20 protein-coding genes and 1 pseudogene are annotated in these 20,514 nt (G+C 75.0%); 11 read left to right on the plus strand and 10 right to left on the minus strand.

Annotated elements, in window-relative coordinates; genetic code table 11:
- The 4 genes and pseudogenes from KCH_RS42250 to KCH_RS36785 all read right to left on the minus strand — a co-directional run.
- Positions 1-1,104 (minus strand): annotated as a pseudogene (locus KCH_RS42250) (hypothetical protein); the annotation flags it as partial.
- Entirely contained in the window at positions 1,101-1,913 is an 813-nt protein-coding gene (locus KCH_RS36780) for an FtsX-like permease family protein (protein ID WP_051652709.1), read from the minus strand. The pseudogene KCH_RS42250 and the gene KCH_RS36780, both read right to left, overlap by 4 nt.
- Positions 1,847-2,323: a hypothetical protein gene (locus tag KCH_RS42255; protein ID WP_167573994.1), complete on the minus strand. Its 477-nt coding sequence runs from the start codon at positions 2,321-2,323 to the stop codon at positions 1,847-1,849. Before KCH_RS42255 ends, KCH_RS36780 begins: the two co-directional genes overlap by 67 nt.
- A 58-nt stretch (positions 2,324-2,381) precedes the next feature.
- On the minus strand, positions 2,382-4,325 hold the full coding sequence (locus KCH_RS36785) for an FtsX-like permease family protein (RefSeq protein ID WP_051652710.1): 1,944 nt from the start codon (positions 4,323-4,325) through the stop codon (positions 2,382-2,384).
- 171 nt (positions 4,326-4,496) lie between these two features.
- Here KCH_RS36785 and KCH_RS03985 point away from each other — a divergent pair, with 171 nt between their 5' ends.
- Complete coding sequence (locus tag KCH_RS03985) at positions 4,497-5,204, plus strand: ABC transporter ATP-binding protein (protein ID WP_051652711.1); 708 nt, start codon at positions 4,497-4,499, stop codon at positions 5,202-5,204.
- Positions 5,205-5,282: 78 nt separating this feature from the next.
- Here KCH_RS03985 and KCH_RS03990 read toward each other — a convergent pair whose 3' ends face one another.
- Positions 5,283-5,717: a MarR family winged helix-turn-helix transcriptional regulator gene (locus KCH_RS03990; protein WP_035870710.1), complete on the minus strand. Its 435-nt coding sequence runs from the start codon at positions 5,715-5,717 to the stop codon at positions 5,283-5,285.
- A 67-nt stretch (positions 5,718-5,784) separates the two neighbouring features.
- Here KCH_RS03990 and KCH_RS03995 point away from each other — a divergent pair, with 67 nt between their 5' ends.
- Positions 5,785-6,189 carry a VOC family protein gene (locus KCH_RS03995; RefSeq protein ID WP_035859035.1) on the plus strand — a complete coding sequence of 135 codons (405 nt, stop codon included), beginning with the start codon at positions 5,785-5,787 and terminating at the stop codon, positions 6,187-6,189.
- Positions 6,190-6,218: 29 nt separating this feature from the next.
- Complete coding sequence (locus tag KCH_RS04000) at positions 6,219-6,812, plus strand: DUF6629 family protein (protein ID WP_035859037.1); 594 nt, start codon at positions 6,219-6,221, stop codon at positions 6,810-6,812.
- A gap of 116 nt (positions 6,813-6,928) precedes the next feature.
- Here KCH_RS04000 and KCH_RS04005 read toward each other — a convergent pair whose 3' ends face one another.
- Positions 6,929-7,825: a winged helix-turn-helix transcriptional regulator gene (locus tag KCH_RS04005; RefSeq protein WP_035859040.1), complete on the minus strand. Its 897-nt coding sequence runs from the start codon at positions 7,823-7,825 to the stop codon at positions 6,929-6,931.
- Between the two features lie 104 nt (positions 7,826-7,929).
- On the opposite strand from KCH_RS04005, the gene KCH_RS04010 reads away from it, so the two are divergent.
- On the plus strand, positions 7,930-9,222 hold the full coding sequence (locus tag KCH_RS04010; RefSeq protein ID WP_051652712.1) for an MFS transporter: 1,293 nt from the start codon (positions 7,930-7,932) through the stop codon (positions 9,220-9,222).
- A 44-nt stretch (positions 9,223-9,266) separates the two neighbouring features.
- Here the strand turns inward: KCH_RS04010 and KCH_RS04015 are convergent, their stop codons facing one another.
- A complete protein-coding gene (locus KCH_RS04015; RefSeq protein WP_035859043.1) occupies positions 9,267-10,103 on the minus strand; it encodes a polysaccharide deacetylase family protein in 837 nt (278 codons plus the stop codon).
- 95 nt (positions 10,104-10,198) lie between these two features.
- Between KCH_RS04015 and KCH_RS04020 the strand changes: the two genes are divergently transcribed.
- On the plus strand, positions 10,199-11,302 hold the full coding sequence (locus KCH_RS04020) for a calcium:cation antiporter (protein WP_035859046.1): 1,104 nt from the start codon (positions 10,199-10,201) through the stop codon (positions 11,300-11,302).
- 144 nt (positions 11,303-11,446) lie between these two features.
- Complete coding sequence (locus tag KCH_RS04025; protein ID WP_035859049.1) at positions 11,447-11,707, plus strand: GlsB/YeaQ/YmgE family stress response membrane protein; 261 nt, start codon at positions 11,447-11,449, stop codon at positions 11,705-11,707.
- A 114-nt stretch (positions 11,708-11,821) separates the two neighbouring features.
- Here KCH_RS04025 and glmS read toward each other — a convergent pair whose 3' ends face one another.
- A complete protein-coding gene (gene glmS / locus KCH_RS04030) occupies positions 11,822-13,663 on the minus strand; it encodes a glutamine--fructose-6-phosphate transaminase (isomerizing) (protein WP_035859052.1) in 1,842 nt (613 codons plus the stop codon).
- A gap of 70 nt (positions 13,664-13,733) precedes the next feature.
- Positions 13,734-14,009: a hypothetical protein gene (locus KCH_RS04035; RefSeq protein ID WP_035870714.1), complete on the minus strand. Its 276-nt coding sequence runs from the start codon at positions 14,007-14,009 to the stop codon at positions 13,734-13,736.
- 108 nt (positions 14,010-14,117) lie between these two features.
- On the opposite strand from KCH_RS04035, the gene KCH_RS04040 reads away from it, so the two are divergent.
- The 3 genes from KCH_RS04040 (at position 14,118) to KCH_RS04050 (ending at position 16,999) form a co-directional block, all read left to right on the plus strand.
- Positions 14,118-15,200: a winged helix DNA-binding domain-containing protein gene (locus tag KCH_RS04040; RefSeq protein WP_035859067.1), complete on the plus strand. Its 1,083-nt coding sequence runs from the start codon at positions 14,118-14,120 to the stop codon at positions 15,198-15,200.
- Between the two features lie 123 nt (positions 15,201-15,323).
- On the plus strand, positions 15,324-15,710 hold the full coding sequence (locus tag KCH_RS04045) for a hypothetical protein (RefSeq protein ID WP_157031883.1): 387 nt from the start codon (positions 15,324-15,326) through the stop codon (positions 15,708-15,710).
- Positions 15,711-15,886: 176 nt separating this feature from the next.
- Entirely contained in the window at positions 15,887-16,999 is a 1,113-nt protein-coding gene (locus KCH_RS04050) for a hypothetical protein (protein ID WP_157031884.1), read from the plus strand.
- A gap of 15 nt (positions 17,000-17,014) precedes the next feature.
- On the opposite strand, the gene KCH_RS04055 is transcribed toward KCH_RS04050, so the two are convergent.
- Positions 17,015-17,329, minus strand: coding sequence for a hypothetical protein (locus KCH_RS04055; RefSeq protein ID WP_035859074.1), 315 nt, complete (start codon positions 17,327-17,329; stop codon positions 17,015-17,017).
- A gap of 188 nt (positions 17,330-17,517) precedes the next feature.
- Here KCH_RS04055 and KCH_RS04060 point away from each other — a divergent pair, with 188 nt between their 5' ends.
- Both KCH_RS04060 and KCH_RS04065 read left to right on the plus strand, forming a co-directional pair.
- Positions 17,518-18,957: a pyridoxal phosphate-dependent decarboxylase family protein gene (locus KCH_RS04060; RefSeq protein ID WP_051652713.1), complete on the plus strand. Its 1,440-nt coding sequence runs from the start codon at positions 17,518-17,520 to the stop codon at positions 18,955-18,957.
- Between the two features lie 106 nt (positions 18,958-19,063).
- Positions 19,064-20,404, plus strand: a complete 1,341-nt coding sequence (locus tag KCH_RS04065) for a GNAT family N-acetyltransferase (RefSeq protein WP_035859080.1) — start codon at positions 19,064-19,066, stop codon at positions 20,402-20,404.
- Positions 20,405-20,514: the final 110 nt, after the last annotated feature.

A 20,514-nucleotide genomic window follows, 5' to 3' on the forward strand; every position in this document is an offset into this window, starting at 1 on the left:
CGAGCCGCCGCGCTCGCGGAGCAGCCGCAGTTCGGTGGTGCGCCGCTCGGCGGTGAGCGCGGCGGCGAGGCAGAGCACGACGGCGGCGACGCCGGCGGCCCCGGCGGGGCCGACGTAGCCGAGCGAGTCGATGGCGCTCTGCCGCTTCCAGGCGTTGTCGATCAGGGTGCGCAGCTGGGTGGTGATGCGGACGTTGGAGCGTCCGAGGCCGGTGGTGACCTTGACGGAGACCGGGCCGTTGGTGACGGAGGCGAGGGCGAAGGAGGTCTGCTGGAGCCGGTCGGCGCGCAGGGCGTCGATCCTGACGGGCAGTCGCCAGTAGTCCTCGCTGCCGAGGCCCCAGGAGCCGACGGCGGCCGTGGACTCGGGGCCGGTCATCGCGACGGCGTACCAGTAGAGCTCCGGCGGGTCGCCCGGTCCGGTGCTGGGGGTGAGGTTGAGGCAGCCCTTGAGCGCGCAGCCGAGGTTGTCCCAGTACGGGTCGTTCGGGTCGTCGACGGTGTACAGGCCGACCACCCGGATCTGCCGGGGCGGCGGGACGACGCCGCGGCCCTGCACCGATCTGCCGCCGTCGTAGACGGCGCCGAGCTTGATGCCGATGGTTTCGGCGGTGGCCGCCGAGAGGGCTACCGGGATCGGCTCGGTGTCGGCGGCGACGGCGCCGGGCCACTGACCGGCCGTCAGGCGGGCGTGCTCGGTCGTCCCGCGCTGGTACTGCACGGCGATCTCGGGGGCGACGCCGTCGGGCCGGGTCAGCGAGGGTTCGCCGAGCGAGCGCGGCAGGGTGCCGCGCCGTCCGGCGACCGGGCCGCTGGGGTCGATCGGGAGCACCGGGCCGACGGCGGCGGTGAGTTGGGCGAGGGTGTCGTCCAACTGCTGTGCGGGGTCGCCGTCCTTGGGGACGGCGGCGGTGATGTTGACGCTGGTGGCGGTGGGGCCGGGTGCGCGCAGGAAGCTGCGCAGGGCGCCGTCCGCGCCGCGGTCCTGGGCGCGGGGCAGGGCGGCGGCCAGGAACACCACGGTCAGCGCGAGGACCGCGGTGAGCAGGGCTGCCAGCGGTGCGGTGCGCAGTCGGGTGCGGACCCAGGGGGCCGGGATGCTCACTTGTCCTCCACGAAGCGGAGGCGGGCGGCCACGTCCCGGCCGCGTCCGCCGATCAGGAAGGCGGACAGCAGCGGCAGCGCGGCGGTTCCGGCGGCGAGGGCGAGCACTTGGCCGAGCGGCAGCCCGACCAGTACCTCGGGTATCGGCGGGCGGGCGGCCGGGGTGAGCACCACCAGCGGAACCACCAGGTGGACCAGGGCGGTTCCGAGCAGCAGGCCGACGCCGGTGCCGATGCCGACGAGCACGACCTGTTCGGCGGCGGCGGTCCGCCGCAGCAGCCGGCGGGGGGTGCCGAGGGCCATCAGGATCGCGGATTCGGCGGCCCGTTCGCTCGCGGAGGCGGCCGCGGCGGCGGCGAAGCCGATGGTGGCGAGGACGGCGGCGGCCACGGCCAGGGCGGCCAGGGCGCTCTGCGGGGCGGCGCTGAGCGGGTCGGTGGAGCGGGCCGCGGCGTCCTCCTCACGGAGCGTCAGCTGCTGGGCGGTCGGTCCGGCGCGCAGCGCGGCGGCGGCCTCGGCCGGGGTGTGGTCGTCGGGTCCGGTGGCGGGCAGCCACCACTCGGTGACGGGCGGGAGGTCGGCGCTGCGGTCGTTCAGCCACAGGTGGGTGGTGGAGAGGTCGAGCAGCAGGGCGGTGTCGCCGTACACGGGCAGCGCCTCGACGGTGTCGGTGATGCGCACGGGCAGGGTGGTGTTGCCGAGCTGGATCTTGATCAGGTCGCCGACCTTGCCGCCGGCGGCGGTCAGGTAGCCGCGGGTGGCGAGGGCCTTGATCTCGGGGCCGGACGGGGTGGCGCCGGGCGCGAGCACCAGGGCGTGCTTGCTGTCGCGCCGGTCCTGCGGGCCGCTGGGGGCGGCCGGGGTGTAGGCGACGGTGACCAGCCGGTCCTCGGCGGGGGCGCTGCTGACCTGGACGGGCGCGCCGGTGCCGGTCCAGTTGCCGGCGGGTGCGGGACGGGCACGGCCGGGCCGGTCGCGGTGTCGGAGACGGCGAGGTGACGGATGGTCACTTCGCTGTCGTCCTCGTTGGAGCTGGCGCCGTACATCAGGTCGAAGCCGGTCAGGGTCAGCGGCGCGGCGGCCGAGCCGAGCGGGGCGGCGGTCAGCTTGTCCAGGTCGACCGAGACGGCGACCTCGCCGCCGGTGGGGAGCTGCGACACCAGGATCCGGTAGCCGGCCCCGTAGCCGTCCCGCAGTTGGAGCCAGAGGTCCGGGGCCACGGGGGCTGCGGCCAGCGGACGTCGGCGGGGGCCTTGTCGTCGATGCGGACGGCCACGGTCAGGTCGATCCGGGCGGGCTTGCCGGGCAGCCGCAGGCCGGGCGGCTGCTGCTCGGCCAGCGGCCCGAGCAGCGCGCCCACCGGCCGGCCGTCGAACAGGTCGGACCTGACGTGCAGTTCGGTGGCGGCGCGGGTGGTGTCGGTGAGCAGGACCCGGCCGCGCTTCTCGCCGGGGAGCCACTGGTCGAGTGCGGCGACGGGCAGCAGCCGGTCGCCGCCGGGCAGCGTCGCGTACCGGCCGCCCTGGCCGAGCGGGGCAGCGCGGAGCCCTGGATCCGCAGGCCGCCGGCCGAGGCGAAGTCGGCCTGGTCGTGCTGCGAGTCGCGCCAGGCGGCGTGCTGGCCGAGGGCGAGGACGCCGGTGGCGACGGCCAGCACCAGCAGCAGCACCGGGCCGTTCGCCCGGCCGGGGCGGCGGGCCAGCTGCCAGCCGCCGAGCGCGGGGCCGAGGCCGTGGCCGCGGGCGGCCAGCCGGGCGCCGAGCCGGGCGGCGAACGGGAGCAGCCGGAGCACCAGCAGGGTTCCGGCGCAGAGTGCCAGGGTGGGGGCGGCGACCAGCACCGGGTCGATGCCCAACTGCCCGGCGGAGTCCGCCGAGAGGCCGCCGGTGCGGGCGGCGAGCTGCTGGTAGGCGACGACGGCGAGGGCGAGCAGCGTCAGGTCGGCGCCGGAGCGGGCCATGGTGCTGACCACGGCCTGGCGGCGCGTCACCACCCGCTCGCTGTCGCGCCGCAGCACGGTGGGCAGCGCGGCGAGCAGCACGCAGGCCAGCGCGCAGACGGCGGCGACCGGCCAGCGGACGGCGGTGTCGGTGTGTTCGAGCGGCAGTCCGGCCAGCGGGCCGCGGGTGGTGAGCAGCCGCAGCAGCGGCCCGGTCAGCAGCGGCGCGAGGACGGCGGCGGGCAGCGCGAGCAGCAGTGCTTCGGTCGCGGTCCAGCCGGCCAGTCGGCGGCGGGTCGCGCCGCGCGAGACGAGCAGCGCGTTCTCCCGGGACTGGCGGTCCGCCACCAGGTGCACCACCAGCAGCAGGGCGGCGGCGGCCAGGACGGCGAGTTGCAGCGCGCCGATCAGCAGGCTGGACTTGGCGACCAGCGTCGCCGAGTACAACTCGTCGAGCAGGGCGGGCAGTTCGGTCTGCGGCTGGAGGCCCGGGCTGTACTGCTTGGCGAGCTCCTGGAGGTGGCCGGCCCGGGCCCGGACCCGCTCGAAGTGCTCCGGGTCGACGGTGGAGAAGTCGGCGGTCAGCAGCGTGCTGCGGCTGCCCTGCGGCAGCCGGCCGGCGGTGAACACGCCGTCGTCGACCAGCATCGGCCCGTAGGTGGTGAAGCCGCGGACCTGGATCTCGCGTCCGCCGAGCGGGTCGAGCCGCCAGTACGGGGAGTCCCGGTCGGCGACCTGGTAGACGCCGGTGATCCGCACGGTGAGCGGGGCGCCGCCGTACCGGTCGGAGAGCGCGACTTGGGCGGGCAGCTTGTCCGCGGCCAGTCCGAGCCGGGGCAGGACGCTCTGCGGGACGGCGGTCTGCACCGCGTCGCCGGCGTCGGCGGTGGGCCACTGACCGGCCGTCAGCCGGACCCGGCTGCGGTCCAGCGAGGCCAGCACCGCCAGGTCCACCTCGCGGGCGGGCCCGGCCTGGCCGGGCAGGCCGTAGGAGCGGCTGCGGGCGAGGGACTGCGCGGTGACCGGCAGCCCGTCGAACAGCTGGGCGCCGAGGGCCGCGGCCCCGGTGTCGTCGGCCGCCCTGGTGTCCAGCCCGTGGTCCGCGGTCAGCAGGAGGCCGACCCGGCTGCCGCCGTCCAGATTTCGCCGTAGGCCGGCTTCGGCGACGGTCCGGTCGAAAGCCACCAGCGTGGTGAGCACCGTCGTGGCGATCAGTACCGTGAACAGCACCGATGCCGCCAGCGCCAGTTGGCCGCGCAGCCGGCGCAGAACAAAGCCGAGCATGATCCATTCCCCCTGTTCCGGCCACCGTGTACCGGATAGCGGACGACTCTGTCAGAGTCGAACACGAAGGGGAAGGGTCTTGCGTGAACCAGGTTGCCTGGGAGCAGAATCGAGCACCTTCGCACCGGACTACCAAGGGGGACAACGAAGTTGACCGGTACACATTCAGCCATGGTCGTGGTCGAGGACTTGTGGCGCAGTTTCGGCGCCGAGCCGCGCACCGTGCACGCCCTGCGCGGGGTCTCGTTCACCGCCGCCCGCGGTGAACTCACCGTCCTGAAGGGCAGGTCCGGCTCCGGCAAGACCACCCTGCTCAACCTGGTGGGCGGCCTCGACACCCCCACCCGCGGACGCATCACCCTGGACGGCAGCGACCTGTCCGCCCTCGACGAGAACGGCCGGCTCGCCCTGCGCCGGGACCGCATCGGCTTCGTCTTCCAGTCCTTCGGCCTGCTGCCGATGCTCAGCGCCGCCGAGAACGTCGGCGTCCCGATGCGCCTGCGCAAGCTGCCCACCGCCGAACGCGAGGAGCGCGTCCGCACCCTGCTCGCCCTGGTGGGCCTCGCCGACCACGCCGACCAGCGCCCCACCGAACTCTCCGGCGGCCAGCAGCAGCGCGTCGCCATCGCCCGCGCGCTGGCCAACGACCCGGCCCTGATCATCGCGGACGAGCCCACCGGCCAGCTCGACTCCGAGACCGGCCTCGCGATCATGGAGCTGCTCCGCGCCCTGGTCCACTCCCGCCAGGTCACCGCGCTCGTCGCCACCCACGACCCGGCCCTGATGGACCGGGCCGACCGGGTCATCTCGCTCCACGACGGCACCATCGAGGAGGCCGTCCCGGTCGGCGCGAACTCCGCTGCCGCAGCCGGGAGTTGACCTCACCGCAAGGTCGCCTCCGCCCGTGGCCGCGCGCACCCCGGACGCGGCCCGCCCCGACCGCCGGCCGAACCCCGGCTACCCGTGCAGGCGCAGCAACAGCCCGTGCAGGGTGGCGCGTTCGGCCGGGGCGAGCGGAGCGAGCACCTCGTCCTGGACTCCGCCGGCCAGGGCGGTGAGTTCGGCGAGGCGGGCGGCCCCGGCGGGGGTGAGGGTGAGGGTGAGCCGGCGGCGGTCGGCGGGATCGCGGGTGCGGTCGAGCCAGCCCGCGGCGGCGAGTCGGTCGGCGGCCTTGGCGAGGTCGCTGGGGTCGAGCCCCAGCCGGACGGCCAGGTCGCGCTGGGTGTGCGGGCCGAAGTCGGCGAGGGCGGCGAGGGCCGCGTGGTGGTAGAGCCGCAGCCCCTCCGCGGCGAGGAGTTCGGCGAGCCGGTGGCGGGCGTCCTTGCCGACCTTGGAGAGCAGATAGGTCGTCAGTTCCAGCAGCGCGGGCGGGGTTTCGGTGGGGTCGGCCATGGCCTCCATGGTAGGTGCCGCCCTATAGTGGGTCCATACCCACGATCTCACCCCGGAGGGATCCGCCGTGGACGCACTCCACCCCCGCCTGCTGGTCGCCGACTTCGCCGCCTGCTTCGCCTTCTACGACGCGGTCCTGCCGCCGCTCCTCGGCGCGCACCTGGCCAAGGGCACCGCGGCCGGCCCGTACGCCAACTGGGACGTGGACGGCGAGGGCCTGCTCGCCCTGTTCGACCGGGCCGCGATGGCAGCCGCCCTCGGCACTCCCCCGGCGCCCGCGGACGCTCCCCCGGCCGACACCGGCATGTTCGTCTGCCGGGTCACGGACGTCGACGCGGGCTACGCGCTCTGCCTGGCCGCCGGAGGGACGCCCGTCCGGCCGCCCGCCGACCGCCCGGAGTGGGGGCCGACCCTGCGCAGCGCCCACCTGCGCGACCCGCAGGGCACGCTGATCGAGCTTCAGTCGTACTGATCGCGGGGGGCGGTCAGTACGCTGACCGGGTGTGCTGGAGCGCCGGGGCCGATCTGCTCGTCGGCAGCGCCGTCTCGGCCGTCGGGGTCGCCGCGGTGCTGCGGGCCGGCCCGGGGCGCCGACTGCCGCTGGCCGCGCTGCCGTTGCTGCTGGGCGTCCACCAACTGGTCGAGGCGGGCGTCTGGTGGGGCTGGCCCTGGGCCCGCACGCTGTGGGCGGTGATCGCGCTGCCGCTGCTCCCCGTCTACGTCCCGGCGGCGGTGTGGTGCGCGACCCGGCGCCGCTCGGCGGCCTGGTTCACCACCCTGGGCGCGGCCGTCGCCGCACCCCTCGCCGCCGCCGTCGCCCGCCACCCGGTGACGGCGCACCGGCACGGGCACACCCTCGCCTACGCGATCGGCGTCCCGGCCGCCGCTCTGCTGCTCGCCGGCTACCTCGCGGCCACCCTCGGCCCCCTGCTCCTCTCGGGCGACCCCCGCCTGCGCCGCCTCGCCACCGTGCTCGCCGCGGGCGCCCTGACCTGCGCCCTGCTCTGGCGACTGGCCTTCGTCTCCACCTGGTGCGCCCTGGCCGCCCTCGCCTCCGCCCTGCTCTACGACTGGGCCCGCCGACCTGGGATCTGACGCACCGTCAACTTCCGTGCATCGCCTCGACACCGTGCTCGCCGCAGGCGCCCTGGCCTCCGTCGCCTCCGCCCTGCTCTACGACTGGGCCCGCCGACCCGGCATCTGACCCGCTGTCAACCAGCTTGCGCCGCCGCGTCGATGAGCGCCAGCGCGTCCTGCACCGAGCCGCCCGGGTCGGGGACGGGGTAGAGGACGGCGCGCACCGTGCGGGTGGCGTCGACGAGGAGGGTGAGCCGCTTGAGCCGTTCGGCGCCGCCCGCGCGGAAGGTGGGGAGGCGCAGCGCGCCGGTGAGGCGCAGCGCGGCGTCGGAGAGGAGCGGGAAGGGGAGGCCCTGGTGGGCGGCGAACGCGGCCTGCTGGTCGGGGCGTTGGGTGGAGACGCCGTGGACGGTGGCGCCGCGGGCGGTGAAGTCGGCGAGGCGGTCGCGGTAGGTGCAGGACTCCAGGGTGCAGCCGACGGCGCCGGGGATCTCGTCCCAGCCGGGCGGGTGGCCCTGGGTGCCGGGGGCGTACGCGCCGGGGAAGCAGTACAGCACCGTCCAGGGGGTGTCGCCGACGGGGTCGGCGGTGCGCGGGTGGGGGTCGGCGGAGGCGACGGGCAGGGCGAGTTCGGGGACGCGGGTGCCGATCAGGGCGTGGACGCGGCGGGCCTCGGCGGAGTCGGGTTCAGCGGTGGCGGTGAGGGTGCCGTCGCCGAGCAGGTGCCTGCCGCCCCAGTCCTGGAGGGCGACCAGGACGGGCAGCAGGCCCCACCCTTTCTCGGTCAAGTGGTAGGCGTAGCGCGGCGGGTGGGCGTGGTAGAGGCGTTTCTCGACCACGCCGTCCTCGACGAGTGAGCGCAGCCGCGCGGTGAGCACCTTGCGGCTGATGCCGAGGGCTTCGTGCAGGGCGTCGAACTGGTGGGTGCCGCCGGCGAGGTCGCGCACCAGGAGCAGGGTCCACCAGTCGCCGACCACGGACAGCGCCTGGGCGATGGAGCAGTCGGTGTCGCCGACGTCGGTGTAGCGCATGGAACCACCTTGCCACTTGCGTCCTCGCTGCTCCATAGTGAGTTCCCCAAGGGAACTCACTCGAACTCGGCCGACTCCGCACTCGCTCGACCCACGGGGGCACCATGTCCAGCACCACCACCGAGACCGGCACCCGACCACCGGTGGCCGCCGCCCCGGCCGCCTCGGCGTTCTGGCGCTACTGGTCGGCCTCGGCGATCAGCGGGCTCGGCGACGCCGTCACCTCCGTCGCACTGCCGCTGACCGCCGTGTCCGTCCTGCACGCCGGCGGCTTCCAGGTCGGCCTGGTGACGGCGGCGGGCTTCGTCGCCTGGCTGCTGATCGGCCTGCCCGCCGGGGTGCTGGTGCAGCGGCTGCCGCTGCGCGGCACCCAGGTCGCCATGGACCTGGTGCGCGCCGCGGCGATCGGCTCGGTGCCGCTGGCCGCCGCGTTCGGCACCCTGAGCCTGGTCCACCTGGTCGTGGTGGCGCTGCTGGTGAGCCTGGCGAGCGTGGTGTTCGACGTCGGCAACTCGACCTTCCTGCCGACCGTGGTGCCGCGCGAGCAGCTGACCGCCCGCAACAGCCTGACCTCGGGCACCCACGCGGTGAACCAGCTGGCCGGGCCGTCGATCGGCGGCGCACTCGTCCAACTGCTGGGCGCGGCGACCGCGTTGGTGACCGACGCGGTCAGCTACCTGCTGTCGGCGGCGCTGCTGCGCACGCTGCCCCGGGCGGCGGCCGCCGACCGGCCGGCCCCCGGGCAGACCCCGTCGGTGGCGGCGCAGATCGGCGAGGGCTGGCGGTACGTCACCCGGCACCCGGTGGTGGGTCCGTGCGTGGCGATGGCGACCTCGGTGAACTTCGTGTGCGGCGCGCTGATGACGCTGACCCCGGTGTTCCTGGTCCGCACCCTGGGCGCGCCGGCCGGCGTGGTCGGCGTGCTGATGGCCACCGAGGGCATCGGCAGCCTGCTGGGCGCGGCGCTCACCCCGCGGCTCAGCTCCCGGCTGGGCAGCGCCCGGGCCCTGCTGCTCGCCCCGGTGGTGGGCGCGGCACTGGCGCTGCTGATGCCGATGGCCACCCCGGGGGCGGGGCTGCTGCTGTTCGCGGTCGGCAACGCGGGGTTCGCGGCGGGCGTGGTCGTACTGAGCATCGTCACCCGGACGCACCGCCAGTCCACCGTGCCCGCCGAGCTGCTGCCCCGGGTGATGGCCACCGTCCGGTTCGTCTCCTGGGGCGCGATCCCGATCGGCGCGCTGCTGGCCGGCTCCGCGGCCTCGCTCTGGGGCGCCCGCACCGCGCTCTGGGCGGCCTGCGCCCTGACGGCGGTGGCGCCGCTGGTGCTGCTCTGCTCCCGGGTCCGCGGCCTGCGCCGCCTGGACGAACTGGACGCACCGCACGCCCCGGCAGCGTGACGCCGACGTGACGAGCCGGCCCCAGCGACCGACGTGACGGGCCGTCAGCCCGACAGTCGGACGAAGCGCCGGCCCGCGTCCAGCAGCTGCGGCAGGGCCTGCGCGTAGCCGGGGCCGGTGCCCGCGTCCGGGTGGTTGAAGTGGCTGATCACCACCGCCCCGGGCGGCGCCGCGAGCACCGTCCGCGCGACCTGGCCGGCGTCGAAGGTCGCCCCGCCGTCGCCGTTCACGGCGAAACCGGCGACCCGCTCGCGGAGTTCGCCGACGATCCGCACCGCGACCTCGTCGTAGTGCGCTGTCCCGGAGCGGAACCAGCGCGGCGGCCGCCCGAGCAGTCCGGCCAGTTTCGCGGCGTTGTCCGCCACCTCCCGGTAGGCGGCGCCGGCGTCGGCGGTGCCGGTGATGCCGTACGCGGAGCGGCCGGTGACGGACAGCGGGCGGTGCGCGGTGCCGTGGTTGCCGAGTTCGAACAGCGGGTCGGCGGCCAGTTCGGCGAACGGGCCGGGGTTGGCGTCGATCCACCGGGCGTTCAGGAACAGCGTGGCGGGCACCCGGTGCCGGCGCAGGGTGTCGATCAGCGCCGCGTCGTAGCCGTCCCCGCCGGGCCCGCCGCACGCGTCGAAGGTCAGCGCCAGCGCCCCGCCGGGGACGTCCGCCACCACGCCCGGCAGGTCGGTCCCCCACTGCGCGGGCCGCTGCCCGGCGTACCGGGCCACCACCTCCTCCGGGCCCGGCGGCGCGGACGTCGTGGCGGTCGCGGACGGCGCGGCGGAGACCGGCGCGGCGGAGACGGGCGGAGCGCCGGACACCGGCGGCGCCGGCCGTGCGCAGCCCGCCGCGAGTCCGAGGGCCGCCGCCAGTACCGTCCGCCGTCCGACCATGCCACCGCTCCTGACTGTCCGTCACCGTCCATCGTGACCACCGCCACGAGTGTCACTTCCGGGCCGCGCGGGTGCCATCTGCGAAGCTCGGCCGTATGGCTTCCTCCCAGCGACCGCACTATCTGCAGTGGACGACCGTCGCCCCGGTGATGGCGTTCCTGCTGCTCCTGGCCACCTGGCACCGCGAACTGCCGTGGCCGGTGGTGACGCTGGTGGCGTGCGCCCTGGCACTGTCGGTGGTGGCGGCCGTGCACCACGCGGAGCTGATCGCCCACCGGGTGGGCGAGCCGTACGGGTCACTGGTGCTGGCGGTGGCGGTCACCATCATCGAGGTGGCGCTGATCGTGACGCTGATGGCGGACGGCGGCGACAAGAGCGCGGGCCTGGCCCGGGACACCGTGTTCGCGGCGGTGATGATCACCTGCAACGGGATCCTCGGCCTGTCCATCCTGGTCGGCGCGGTGAAGTACCGGGTGGCGGTGTTCAACGCGGAGGGCACGGGCGCGGCCTTCGGCGCGATCGCCACCCTGGCCACGCTGAGCCTGGTGCTGCCGACCTTCACCACCTCCAAGCCCGGCCCGCAGTTCTCCGCCACCCAGCTGGTGTTCGCGGCGACCGCCTCGATCGTGATCTACGGCCTGTTCGTCTCGACCCTGACGGTCCGTCACCGGGACTACTTCCTGCCGGTCACCCCGGCGGGCGAGGTGGTCGACCCGATGGACGAGCACTCGGAGCCGCCGTCGGTCCGGACGACGCTGGTCAGCGTCGCGCTGCTGTCCGTCGCCCTGGTCGCGGTGGTCGGCCTGGCGAAAGGCGTCTCCCCCACCATCGAGCGCGGCGTCGCCGCGGCCGACCTGCCGAACGCGGTGGTCGGCGTGGTGATCGCGCTGCTGGTGCTGCTGCCGGAGTCGATCGCGGCGGTCCGGGCGGCGGTCCGCAACCGGGTGCAGATCAGCCTGAACCTGGCGCTGGGCTCGGCGCTCGCCTCGATCGGCCTGACCATCCCGGCCGTGGCCATCGCCTCCACCTGGCTGAGCGGCCCGCTCGAACTCGGCCTCGGCGCCAACCACATGATCCTGCTCGCCCTGACGGTCGCCGTCGGCACCCTCACCGTCATCCCCAAGCGCGCCACCCCGCTCCAGGGCGGCGTCCACCTGGCCATCCTCGGCGCCTACCTGGTGCTCGCGGTCAGTCCGTAGCCCCGGGCCGTCGGCCGACGGGCCGTCGGGCCGCGACCTGTCGACCCGTCAGGCATCGACCGGCGATCGCCGGGTAGGCGGGCGGTGCCGCAGTGACGGCGGGCCGCCCCGCAGGCGGCGCACACCCCGAACCGAGGAGGAAGCATGACGATCCTGTGGGCGATCATCGCCGGTCTGATCATCGGCCTGCTGGCGAAGCTGGTCATTCCGGGCCGGCAGCCCATTCCGCTCTGGCTGACGGTCCTGCTCGGCATCGTCGGCGGCCTGATCGGCAACGCGCTGGCGGGCGCCTTCGGCGTCGCCGACACCGGCGGCATCGACTGGATCCGGCACTTCTTCCAGATCGGCGCCGCGGCCGTGCTGATCCTCCTGGTCACCCCGCTGTGGGCGCGGCGCGGTGCCTGACGGCCCGTCACGCACGACGGAGGCGGGCGCTCGCACGCGCCCGCCTCCGTCCGCGCTCCGCCCAACGAGCGGCTCACTCCACGGTGACGCTCCCGCCCCCGCTCACCCCGCGGCTCACTCCACGGTGACGCTCTTGGCGAGGTTGCGCGGCTTGTCGACGTCCCGCCCGAGGGCCACCGCGGCGTGGTAGGCCAGCAGTTGGAGCGGGATGTTGAGCAGCAGCGGGTCGAGTTCCGGCTCGCTCTTCGGGACGACCACGCAGTGGTCGGCGAGCTTCGCCTCGATCGGGCGGTGGGCGACGGCCAGCACCCGGCCGGAACGGGCCTTGATCTCGCCGAGCGCGGTGAGGTTCTTGTCGAGCAGCTCGTCGTCCGGCACCAGCGCCACGGTCGGCAGCTCGGGGCTGATCAGCGCCAGCGGGCCGTGCTTCAACTCGCTGGCGGGGTAAGCCTCGGCGTGCACGTAGGAGATCTCCTTGAGCTTCTGTGCACCCTCCCGGGCCACCGGGTAGCCGCGCACCCGGCCGATGAACATCATGCCCTGGCTCTCCGCGTACTCGGCGGCGAGCTTCTCGATCTCCCGCTCCTGGCCGAGGATCTCGCGGATCTGCTCGGGCAGCGCCTTCAGCGCGGCGACGATCCGGCGGCCGTCGGCGGGCGACAGGTCGTGGATCCGGCCGAAGTGCAGGGCCAGCAGCGCGAACGCCACCACGGTGGAGGTGAACGCCTTGGTGGAGGCGACCGAGATCTCCGGGCCGGCGTGCAGGTAGATGCCGCCGTCGCACTCGCGGGCGATCGCCGAGCCGACGGTGTTGACCACACCGAGCACCCGGCCGCCCTTGCGCTTGATCTCCTGCACGGCCGCCAGCGTGTCGTAGGTCTCGCCGGACTGGCTGACCGCCACGTACAGGGTGTCCGCCTCGATCACCGGGTTGCGGTAGCGGAACTCGGAGGCCGGCTCGGAGTGCGCGGGGATCCGGGCCAGCTCCTCGATCAGCTGCGCGCCCATCTCGCCCGCATAGTACGCCGACCCGCAGCCGAGGATCTTCACCCGGCGGATCTCCCGCAGCTCCCGGGCGTCCAGGTTCAGCCCGCCCAGGTGCGCGGTGCTGAACCGCTCGTCGAGCCGGCCGGACAGCGTGCGCTCGACGGCGCCGGGCTGCTCGTGGATCTCCTTCAGCAGGTAGTGCGCGTACCCCCCGGTGTCGTACGAGCCGATCTCCCAGTCCACGGTGGACGGCTGCCGGGTGACGGTCCGGGCGTCCTCGGTGAAGGTCCGGAAGCCGTCGGCGCGGACCGTCGCCAGCTCGCCGTCCTCCAGGTGCACCACCTGGCGGGTGTAGCGGACCAGCGCGGAGACGTCGGAGGCGGCGAACATCTCCTTCTCGCCGATGCCGAGCACGATCGGGCTGCCGTTGCGGGCCACCACGATCCGGTCGGTCTGCTCGGCGTCCAGCACCGCGATGCCGTAGGTGCCGACGACCAGCTTCAGCGCGGCCCGCACCGCGTCCTCCAGCTCGCCGCCGTCCGCGCGGTGCGCGGCGATCAGGTGGGCCAGCACCTCGGTGTCGGTCTCCGAGCGGAACAGCGCGCCGTCCGCGGCCAGCTTGGCGCGCAGCTCGTCGGCGTTCTCGATGATGCCGTTGTGGACCACGGCGATCCGGCCCTCGTTGTCGGTGTGCGGGTGCGCGTTCGCGTCCGAGGGCACGCCGTGGGTCGCCCAGCGGGTGTGGCCGATGCCGGCGCCGCCCTTGAACCGGGCCGGCAGCGCGGCCGCCAGGTCGGCGACCCGGCCCTTGACCTTGCACACCTTCAGCTTCGCCGGGACGGACTTGGTGGCGGGGGCGATCACCGCGACGCCCGCCGAGTCGTATCCCCGGTACTCCAGGCGCTGCAGGCCCTCCAGCAGGAAGGGGGACGCGTCCTTGGGGCCGATGTAGGCCACGATTCCGCACATAGACGTGGACTCCTGGTGTTCGCGGGTGTTCGGGTGGACTCGGGGACGTGCGACGGTCGGCCGCAGACCGTCAGCCGTAGACCGTCCGCCGCAGCTGACGCGCCGACAGCTCCGGCGCGGCGACCCGGCGGACGGCCAGCTCCGCGCCGATCCGGGCGAAGATCCGATCGTTGGTCAGTCCCCTGGCCTGCAGCTCACCGTGACGGCGGCGCACGTACTCCTCCGTGGTCTCGGAGAAGTACGCCAGCACCTCCGCGACGACCCGCGCCGCCTCCCCGGGGGCCAGCGCTGTGGTCCGGGCGAGATGGGCGAGCAGGTCCTCATGAGGGTGCGGTGAGACAGGCACGGTCGGGGAGCCTAGGCGTGAAGTGTCCATTTGCCAAAGATCCTGCCCGATTTCGGGCAGGACTGCGAACCCGTGCACCCGGAAGGGCCGCCTCGGTACGGTGAGCCCATGCACTCACCGGCCCTGGACGACGACCGGGTGCGGTCCCTGCGCACCCGCGGGCAGGGCCTCGGCGCCGGCGTCCGCCTCCGCACCGCCGCCGAGGCCGTCGAACGGGTCATCGGCGTCCAGGCCCAGGACGCCCGGGCCGGGGCGCTGGGCATCCGGGTCCGCACCACCGGGCTCACCGCGGCCGAGCTGCGGCGGGCCCTGGAGGTCGACCGCACCCTGGTCCGGAGCTGGCTGCTGCGCGGCACCCTGCACACCGTCACCACCGCCGACCTGCGCTGGCTGCTCGCCCTGCTCGGCCCGCAGTTCCTCCGCCTGAGCGCCCGCCGGTACCGCGAACTCGGCCTCGACGAGGCCCTCTGCGACGCCGCCGAGACGGTGATCACCGACACCCTGGCCGCCCACGGCCCGTCCACCCGCGCCGAGTTGACGCACCGGCTCGCCACCGCCGGACTCCCGGCGGACGGCCAGGCCCCGTTCCACCTGATCCGCCGGGCGGCGCTGCGCGGCCGGATCTGCTTCGGCCCGGAGCGCGAGGGCGACGCCACCTTCGTCCTGCTCGCCGACTGGCTGCCCGACGCCCCCGGCGGCCCCGCCGGCGAGGCCGCCGTCACCGCGCTGGCCCGCCGCTACCTGCACGCCCATGGCCCGGCCGCCCCCGAGGACTTCGCCGGCTGGTCCGGCCTGCCCGCCACCGCCGCCCGCCGCGCCTGGCGCTCCCTGGACCTGCTGACCGTCCGGGTCCGCGACCGGGACTGCGCGCTGCCCGCCGACCGGGCCGCCGAACTCGACGCCGCCCCCGGCCCGGCGCCGGACGTCCGGCTGCTGCCGATGTACGACAACTACCTGATCGCCCACCGCACTTCGGCCCTCGCCGTACCCGCCGCGCACGAGCAGCAGGTCCGGCCCGGCGGCGGCCAGGTCCGGGCCGCCGTGCTCGCCGACGGGCTCGCCCGCGGCACCTGGGCCTGGCGCCGCGGGCGCGTCGACACCGCGCTGTTCGACCCGGCGGACGCGACCGCCCTGGCCACGGGCCTCGCGGCCGAGTCCGCCGCCGTCGCCGATTTCCTCGGCGCGGCCTGATCCGGGCGGCCGGCGCCGTACAGTTCGCACCCGACGCGTTCGATTCCGACGCCCCGCCGGAGGAGCCGCCCCATCCGCACCTCGACCCCCGGACGCCGCCGGCCGACCGGCACGGTGGTCGCGGTGCTCACCCCGCTCGCCCTGCTCGGCCTGGGCGCCCTGTCCGCCGACCCCGACCGCGCGGCGCTCGCCGACCCCGCCCGGCTCGCGGTCCTGGCGGCCGCCCTGCTCGCCCTGCTCCTGCTCCGCACCGAATGGCGGCGGCTCACCGCCGCCGCACTGCTCGGCTTCCTGCTGCTCGCCCTCCCGGTCGCCGCCACCGGGAGCGCGGTCCGCCACCTGCGCGGCGAGCGCACCGAACTCGTCCTGACCGTCGGCTTCCTCGTGCTCGGCGCCGCCCGCCGCGGCCCGACGCACCGTCACCTTCCAGGCGCCCCGGAGCACTCGGCCCCGTGCGCGCAACCGATCGCCCGCACGGCGCGTAGTGAGGGACGTCGGCCGAACGGGTGAGCAGGGGGCGCACCTATGATGTGGGGCCGTCGTTGAAGGACGGTGTGCAGACGGTGTTCGGGTGATCGTGGCCCGGCACTTGCATCCGACGGCGGTGTCCGGCCCGGGGTTTCCGGCGGTCACCCCGCAGGATGGGCCGCGTACTGTCCGTGTCGATCACAGGGGGACCGTCCGTCATGCAACCGCGTGTGTTCGCCGTCGTCACCGCCGTCCTGCTGGCCGCGCTCGGCCTCGGCTCGGTCCTGGTCACCGACTGGACGCCGAAGCCCGCCGCGGCCGCCGCACCCGCCGCCGGCGGTGCCCCGGGCCGCACCGCGCCCGCGCCCGCCACGGCCGCCTCCCCCTCCCCCACCGGCGACCCCGCGGTGTGGACCCGCTCGACGCTGCGCAACAAGCTGATGGCCGAGATGGACGCCGCCGACCCGGGCGTCGCCCTCGCCGACCTCGACAGGATCTCCAAGGACAAGCCGTACACCGTGCGGTTCTGCCACCCCATCGCGCACGAGCTCGGGCACGCCGCGGTCCAGCGCTACCACCAGGACTTCCAGAAGGTCATCTCGTTCCCGCACGAGACCTGCGCGGCCGGCTACCTGCACGGCGCGGTCGAGGAGATGCTCGCCAACTCCACGGACCCGCAGCACGACATCCTCACCCTGTGCGCCCCCTCCAACAAGGGCCCCTGCATCCACGGCGTCGGCCACGGCATCATGTTCGTCACCAAGCAGGACATCCCCGCCGCCCGGGACCTCTGCAACAAGTTCCCCTCCGAGAGCCGCCGCATCACCTGCTCCGAGGGCGTCTTCATGCAGCTCTTCGCCCCCGACGAGGAGGACGAGAAGGCCAAGGCCAACCTCCCCGCGGACAAGCTCGCCGCCGAACCGCTCTACCCCTGCCCCGAGCAGCCCGCGCTCTACCAGTCCGCGTGCTTCTTCTACGCCCCCACCTTCTTCCTCTCCTCGCACGACTACGCCAACCACCCGGAGGCCTTCGCCCAGGCCCTCCAGTGGTGCCTCAACGCCCAGGCCTCCGGCGGCGCGAACGACTGCTCCCGCGGCGTCGGCTCGCGCACCATGAAGTACAACCTCGACCGCGAGGACTGGGCGGCGCAGCAGTGCGCCACCGCGAAGGACGCCTGGCAGCGCAAGGCCTGCGCGCAGGGCCTGGTCAGCTACTACACCGTCAACTACACCGACAACGGCGCGGCCGGCCGCCTCTGCGAAAAGATCACCAACAAGGAGATCCAGGGCTACTGCCGCTCCGCGGGCGGCCTCTCCAGCACCCTGGACTGACCGCCCCCTGCGGCGTCACGCCAGCAGGACGAGGCAGGACCCGATCAGGGCCAGGGCGGCCAGCAGGATGGCGACCGGTGCGGGCGCCGCGCCGCCCCCGCCGGTCACCCTCGCACTCGCCCCCGCGACCGTCAGCATCAGGGCCGCCGGGAGCAGCAGGAACAGGCCGAACCAGATGCCGGGGGGCTGGACCAGCAGGAGCAGGCCGGCGACCGTCCCGCAGATCAGCCGGAAGCTCCGCGCCCGCCGGGCCGCCTGCGGCACCAGCGTCAGCAGCGCGCCCACCACCAGCGGCTGCCAGAAGACGTGGACGTGCGCGAACCACCACACCAGGGCCGGCCCGGTGCAGACCGGTGCCAGGGCGGCCAGTGCCCGTGCGGCCCCGGCACCGGCCGCGGGTCGGCGTTCCTCGGTCCCATACTCTCCCCCTCGACATTGAACACGTTCAAAATCTACCGGGCGGGTCGACCGTGGACGGACCCGGGGCGGCGAGCCGGTCGCGCTTACCATTCGGTCTCATGAACGACGACTTCAGAACCGCCGCCCGGGCGACCGCGCAGCTGGTGGCCGACTACCTCGACGAACTGCCCTCGCGGCCGGTCTGGCAGCCGATGGACCCGGCGGAGCGCTCCGCGCTGCTGGAGCTGACGCTGCCCGAGGACGGCGTGGGCTTCGAGGAGCTGCTGAAGACCGTCGAGCGGACGATCATGCCGCACCCGATGGGCAACGGGAACCCGCGGTTCTTCGGGTGGGTGAACTCCGCGCCGCAGCCCGCGGGCGTCCTCGCCACGCTGGCCGCCTCCGCGATGAACCCGAGCTCCGCGGGCGGCGACCACGCCGACGTGCACCTGGAGCGGGCCGTGGTGCGGTGGATAGCGGAGCTGGTGGGCTTCCCGCACCCGGCGGGCGGCGGCCTGCTGACCTCCGGCACCTCGATGGCGACCATCGTGTGCCTCGCCGCGGCCCGCGACCGCGCCGCGCGCAACGCCGGCCGGGACGTCCGGCAGGACGGTCTCGCGGGGATGCCGCCGCTGGTCGGCTACGTGACCGGCGAGGCGCACAGCTGCGTGCGCAAGGCGGCGGAGCTGCTCGGCCTGGGCTCGAAGCACCTGCGGGTGGTGGAGGCGGACGCCGAGGGGCACCTGCGGCTGGACAGCCTGGAGGCGGCGATCGCCGAGGACCGCGCGGCGGGCCGGCTGCCGTTCCTGGTGGTGGCGTCCGCGGGCACGGTCGGGACGGGCGCCGTCGACCCGTTCGAGCCGATCGCGGACCTGGCCGCCCGCGAGGGCCTGTGGTTCCACGTGGACGGCGCGTACGGCGCGTTCGGCGTGCTGGACCCGCAGATCGCGCACCGCTACGCGGGGCTGGAGCGCGCCGACTCGCTCGCGCTGGACCCGCACAAGTGGCTGGGCGTCCCGGTCGACTGCGGCTGCGCGCTGGTGCGGGACGCGCAGGAGCTGCGCGGCACGTTCAGCCTGGTGCCGTCCTACCTGCGGGACGAGGACGCGGGCGGCCTGGGCTGGTTCTCGGAGTACGGCACCGAGCAGACCCGCCCGTTCCGCTCGCTGAAGGTGTGGGCGTCGATCGCGCACCGCGGCCGCTCGGGCGTGGCCCGGGACATCGCGCACTGCACGGGGCAGGCCCGCCGCCTGGGCGTCTGGGTGGAGCAGGACCCGGAGCTGGAGCTGCTGGCCCCCGTCGAAACCTCGATCGTGGCCTTCCGCTACCGCCCGGCCGGGCTGGACGAGGAGGCCGTGCAGCGGCTCAACTCCCTGCTGCCGGTGGCGGTCCAGCAGCGCGGCCGGGTGTTCGTGACGGGTGCGGTGTACCGCGGGCAGGAGATGCTGCGGGCCTGCCTGCTGAACGCGGCCACCACCGACGCGGACCTGCGGCTGCTGCTGGACGAGGTGAAATCGGCCGGCGCGGAACTCCTGGACCGGGGCCGCACGTCAATGTGATCGCGGGAGCGGATCAGCGCCGATCCGACGGGGGCCCGCGCAGACATTAACCGTCGGGTCACGGGGGGTTCGTGATCGTGAAACAGCGGAGCGCCACCATTCAGGTATGGATGACAAGGCGTACACCCACAGAACCGCTTCGAAGCAGCAGCGCTGGCGCCGGGAGGCGGTCGAACTCGCGGCGGTGTTCGCCGCCGTCGCGGCCGCCGACCTGGTCGCGAACGTCGTCGTGCACGGGCACGACGGCCCGGTGCTGCTGCTCGCCTCCGCGGCGGCGATGCTCGGCGCCGCCCTGTTCCGCGGCTGGCTGGCCCACCGGCACCCGCCCGGCCGGGACGCCCTCGCACCACCGGGCGGGCCCGCGGTGAGCTCCCCGGAAGAGTCCGATCCGCCCGTGCTGTGGCGGCTGCGCACCACCGTCGCGGACACCCCGGGCAGTCTGGCCCGGGTGTGCGCGGCGCTGGCGGAGCGGCAGGTGAACATCGTCTCGATGCAGGCGCACCCGCTGCCCGACTGCACGGTGGACGAGTTCATCGTCCGCGCCCCGGCCGCGCTGCCCCGGGCCGGGCTGACGGCCGCGGTCGCGGCGGGCGGCGGCCGGGACATCTGGACCGACCGGGCCGACGCCCACGAGCTGGTGGACGTCCCCCGGCAGGTCCTCGCGCTGGCCACCCGCACCGCCCTGGACGCGGCCGAACTGCCGGTCGCCCTGCGGCAGTTGTTCGGACGGGCGGCGATCCGCCAGTACCCGGGGCGCGGCTCGGCGGCGCAGCCGGGCGTGGACGGGCACCTGATGCGGCTGCCGCTGCCGAACGGCGACCTGCTGGAGCTGTCCCGGCCGAACCTGCCGTTCACCCCGACCGAGTTCGCCCGGGCCCGGGCGCTGGTGGAGCTGGACACCGTGCTGGGCCCGCGGGTGCCGCAGGTCGAGGCCCGGATCAGCCGGCCGGCCGGGGACGACCTGACGGTGCGCCGGGCCACCCCGGCGGACAAGGCGGCGGCGGTGGCGATGCACGGCCGGTGCTCGCCGGAGTCGCTGCGGCGCCGCTACCACGGGCCGGTGAAGGACGCGGACCGCTACCTGGACCACCTGCTGGACCCGCGGCACGGCCAGACCCTCGCGGTGGAGACCGCGCAGGGCCGGCTGGTGGCGCTGTCGCACCTGATGTGGGACGACGAGGGCGCGGAGATCGCGCTGCTGGTGGAGGACGCCTGGCAGCGCCGCGGCCTGGGCGTGGACCTGGTGCGGCGGATGGCGGCGCTGGCGCTGGAGGCGGGCGTGGGCACGGTGTACGCGGTGACCACGGCGGCGAACACCGGGCTGATCTCGACCATGCGCCGGCTGTCCGCGCCGCTGGACTACCAGGTGGAGGACGGCACCCTGGTGATCACCGCGCACCTGGCGGAGGCGGCGGAGAAGCTGCCCGCACCGTGGGCGGCGCGCTGACGGTCCGTCGGGTCCCCGCGGCGCCCGGCCGGGCCGGTCGCCGCGGGGCCCGGCCGGGTGCGGCGCGGGCCGGTATGTCGCCCCTGCTCAAGTGTGCGGGCGGGAGTCGG

Origin of the sequence: Kitasatospora cheerisanensis KCTC 2395 (assembly GCF_000696185.1) — a bacterium.
Classification (GTDB): Bacteria; Actinomycetota; Actinomycetes; order Streptomycetales; family Streptomycetaceae; genus Kitasatospora; species Kitasatospora cheerisanensis.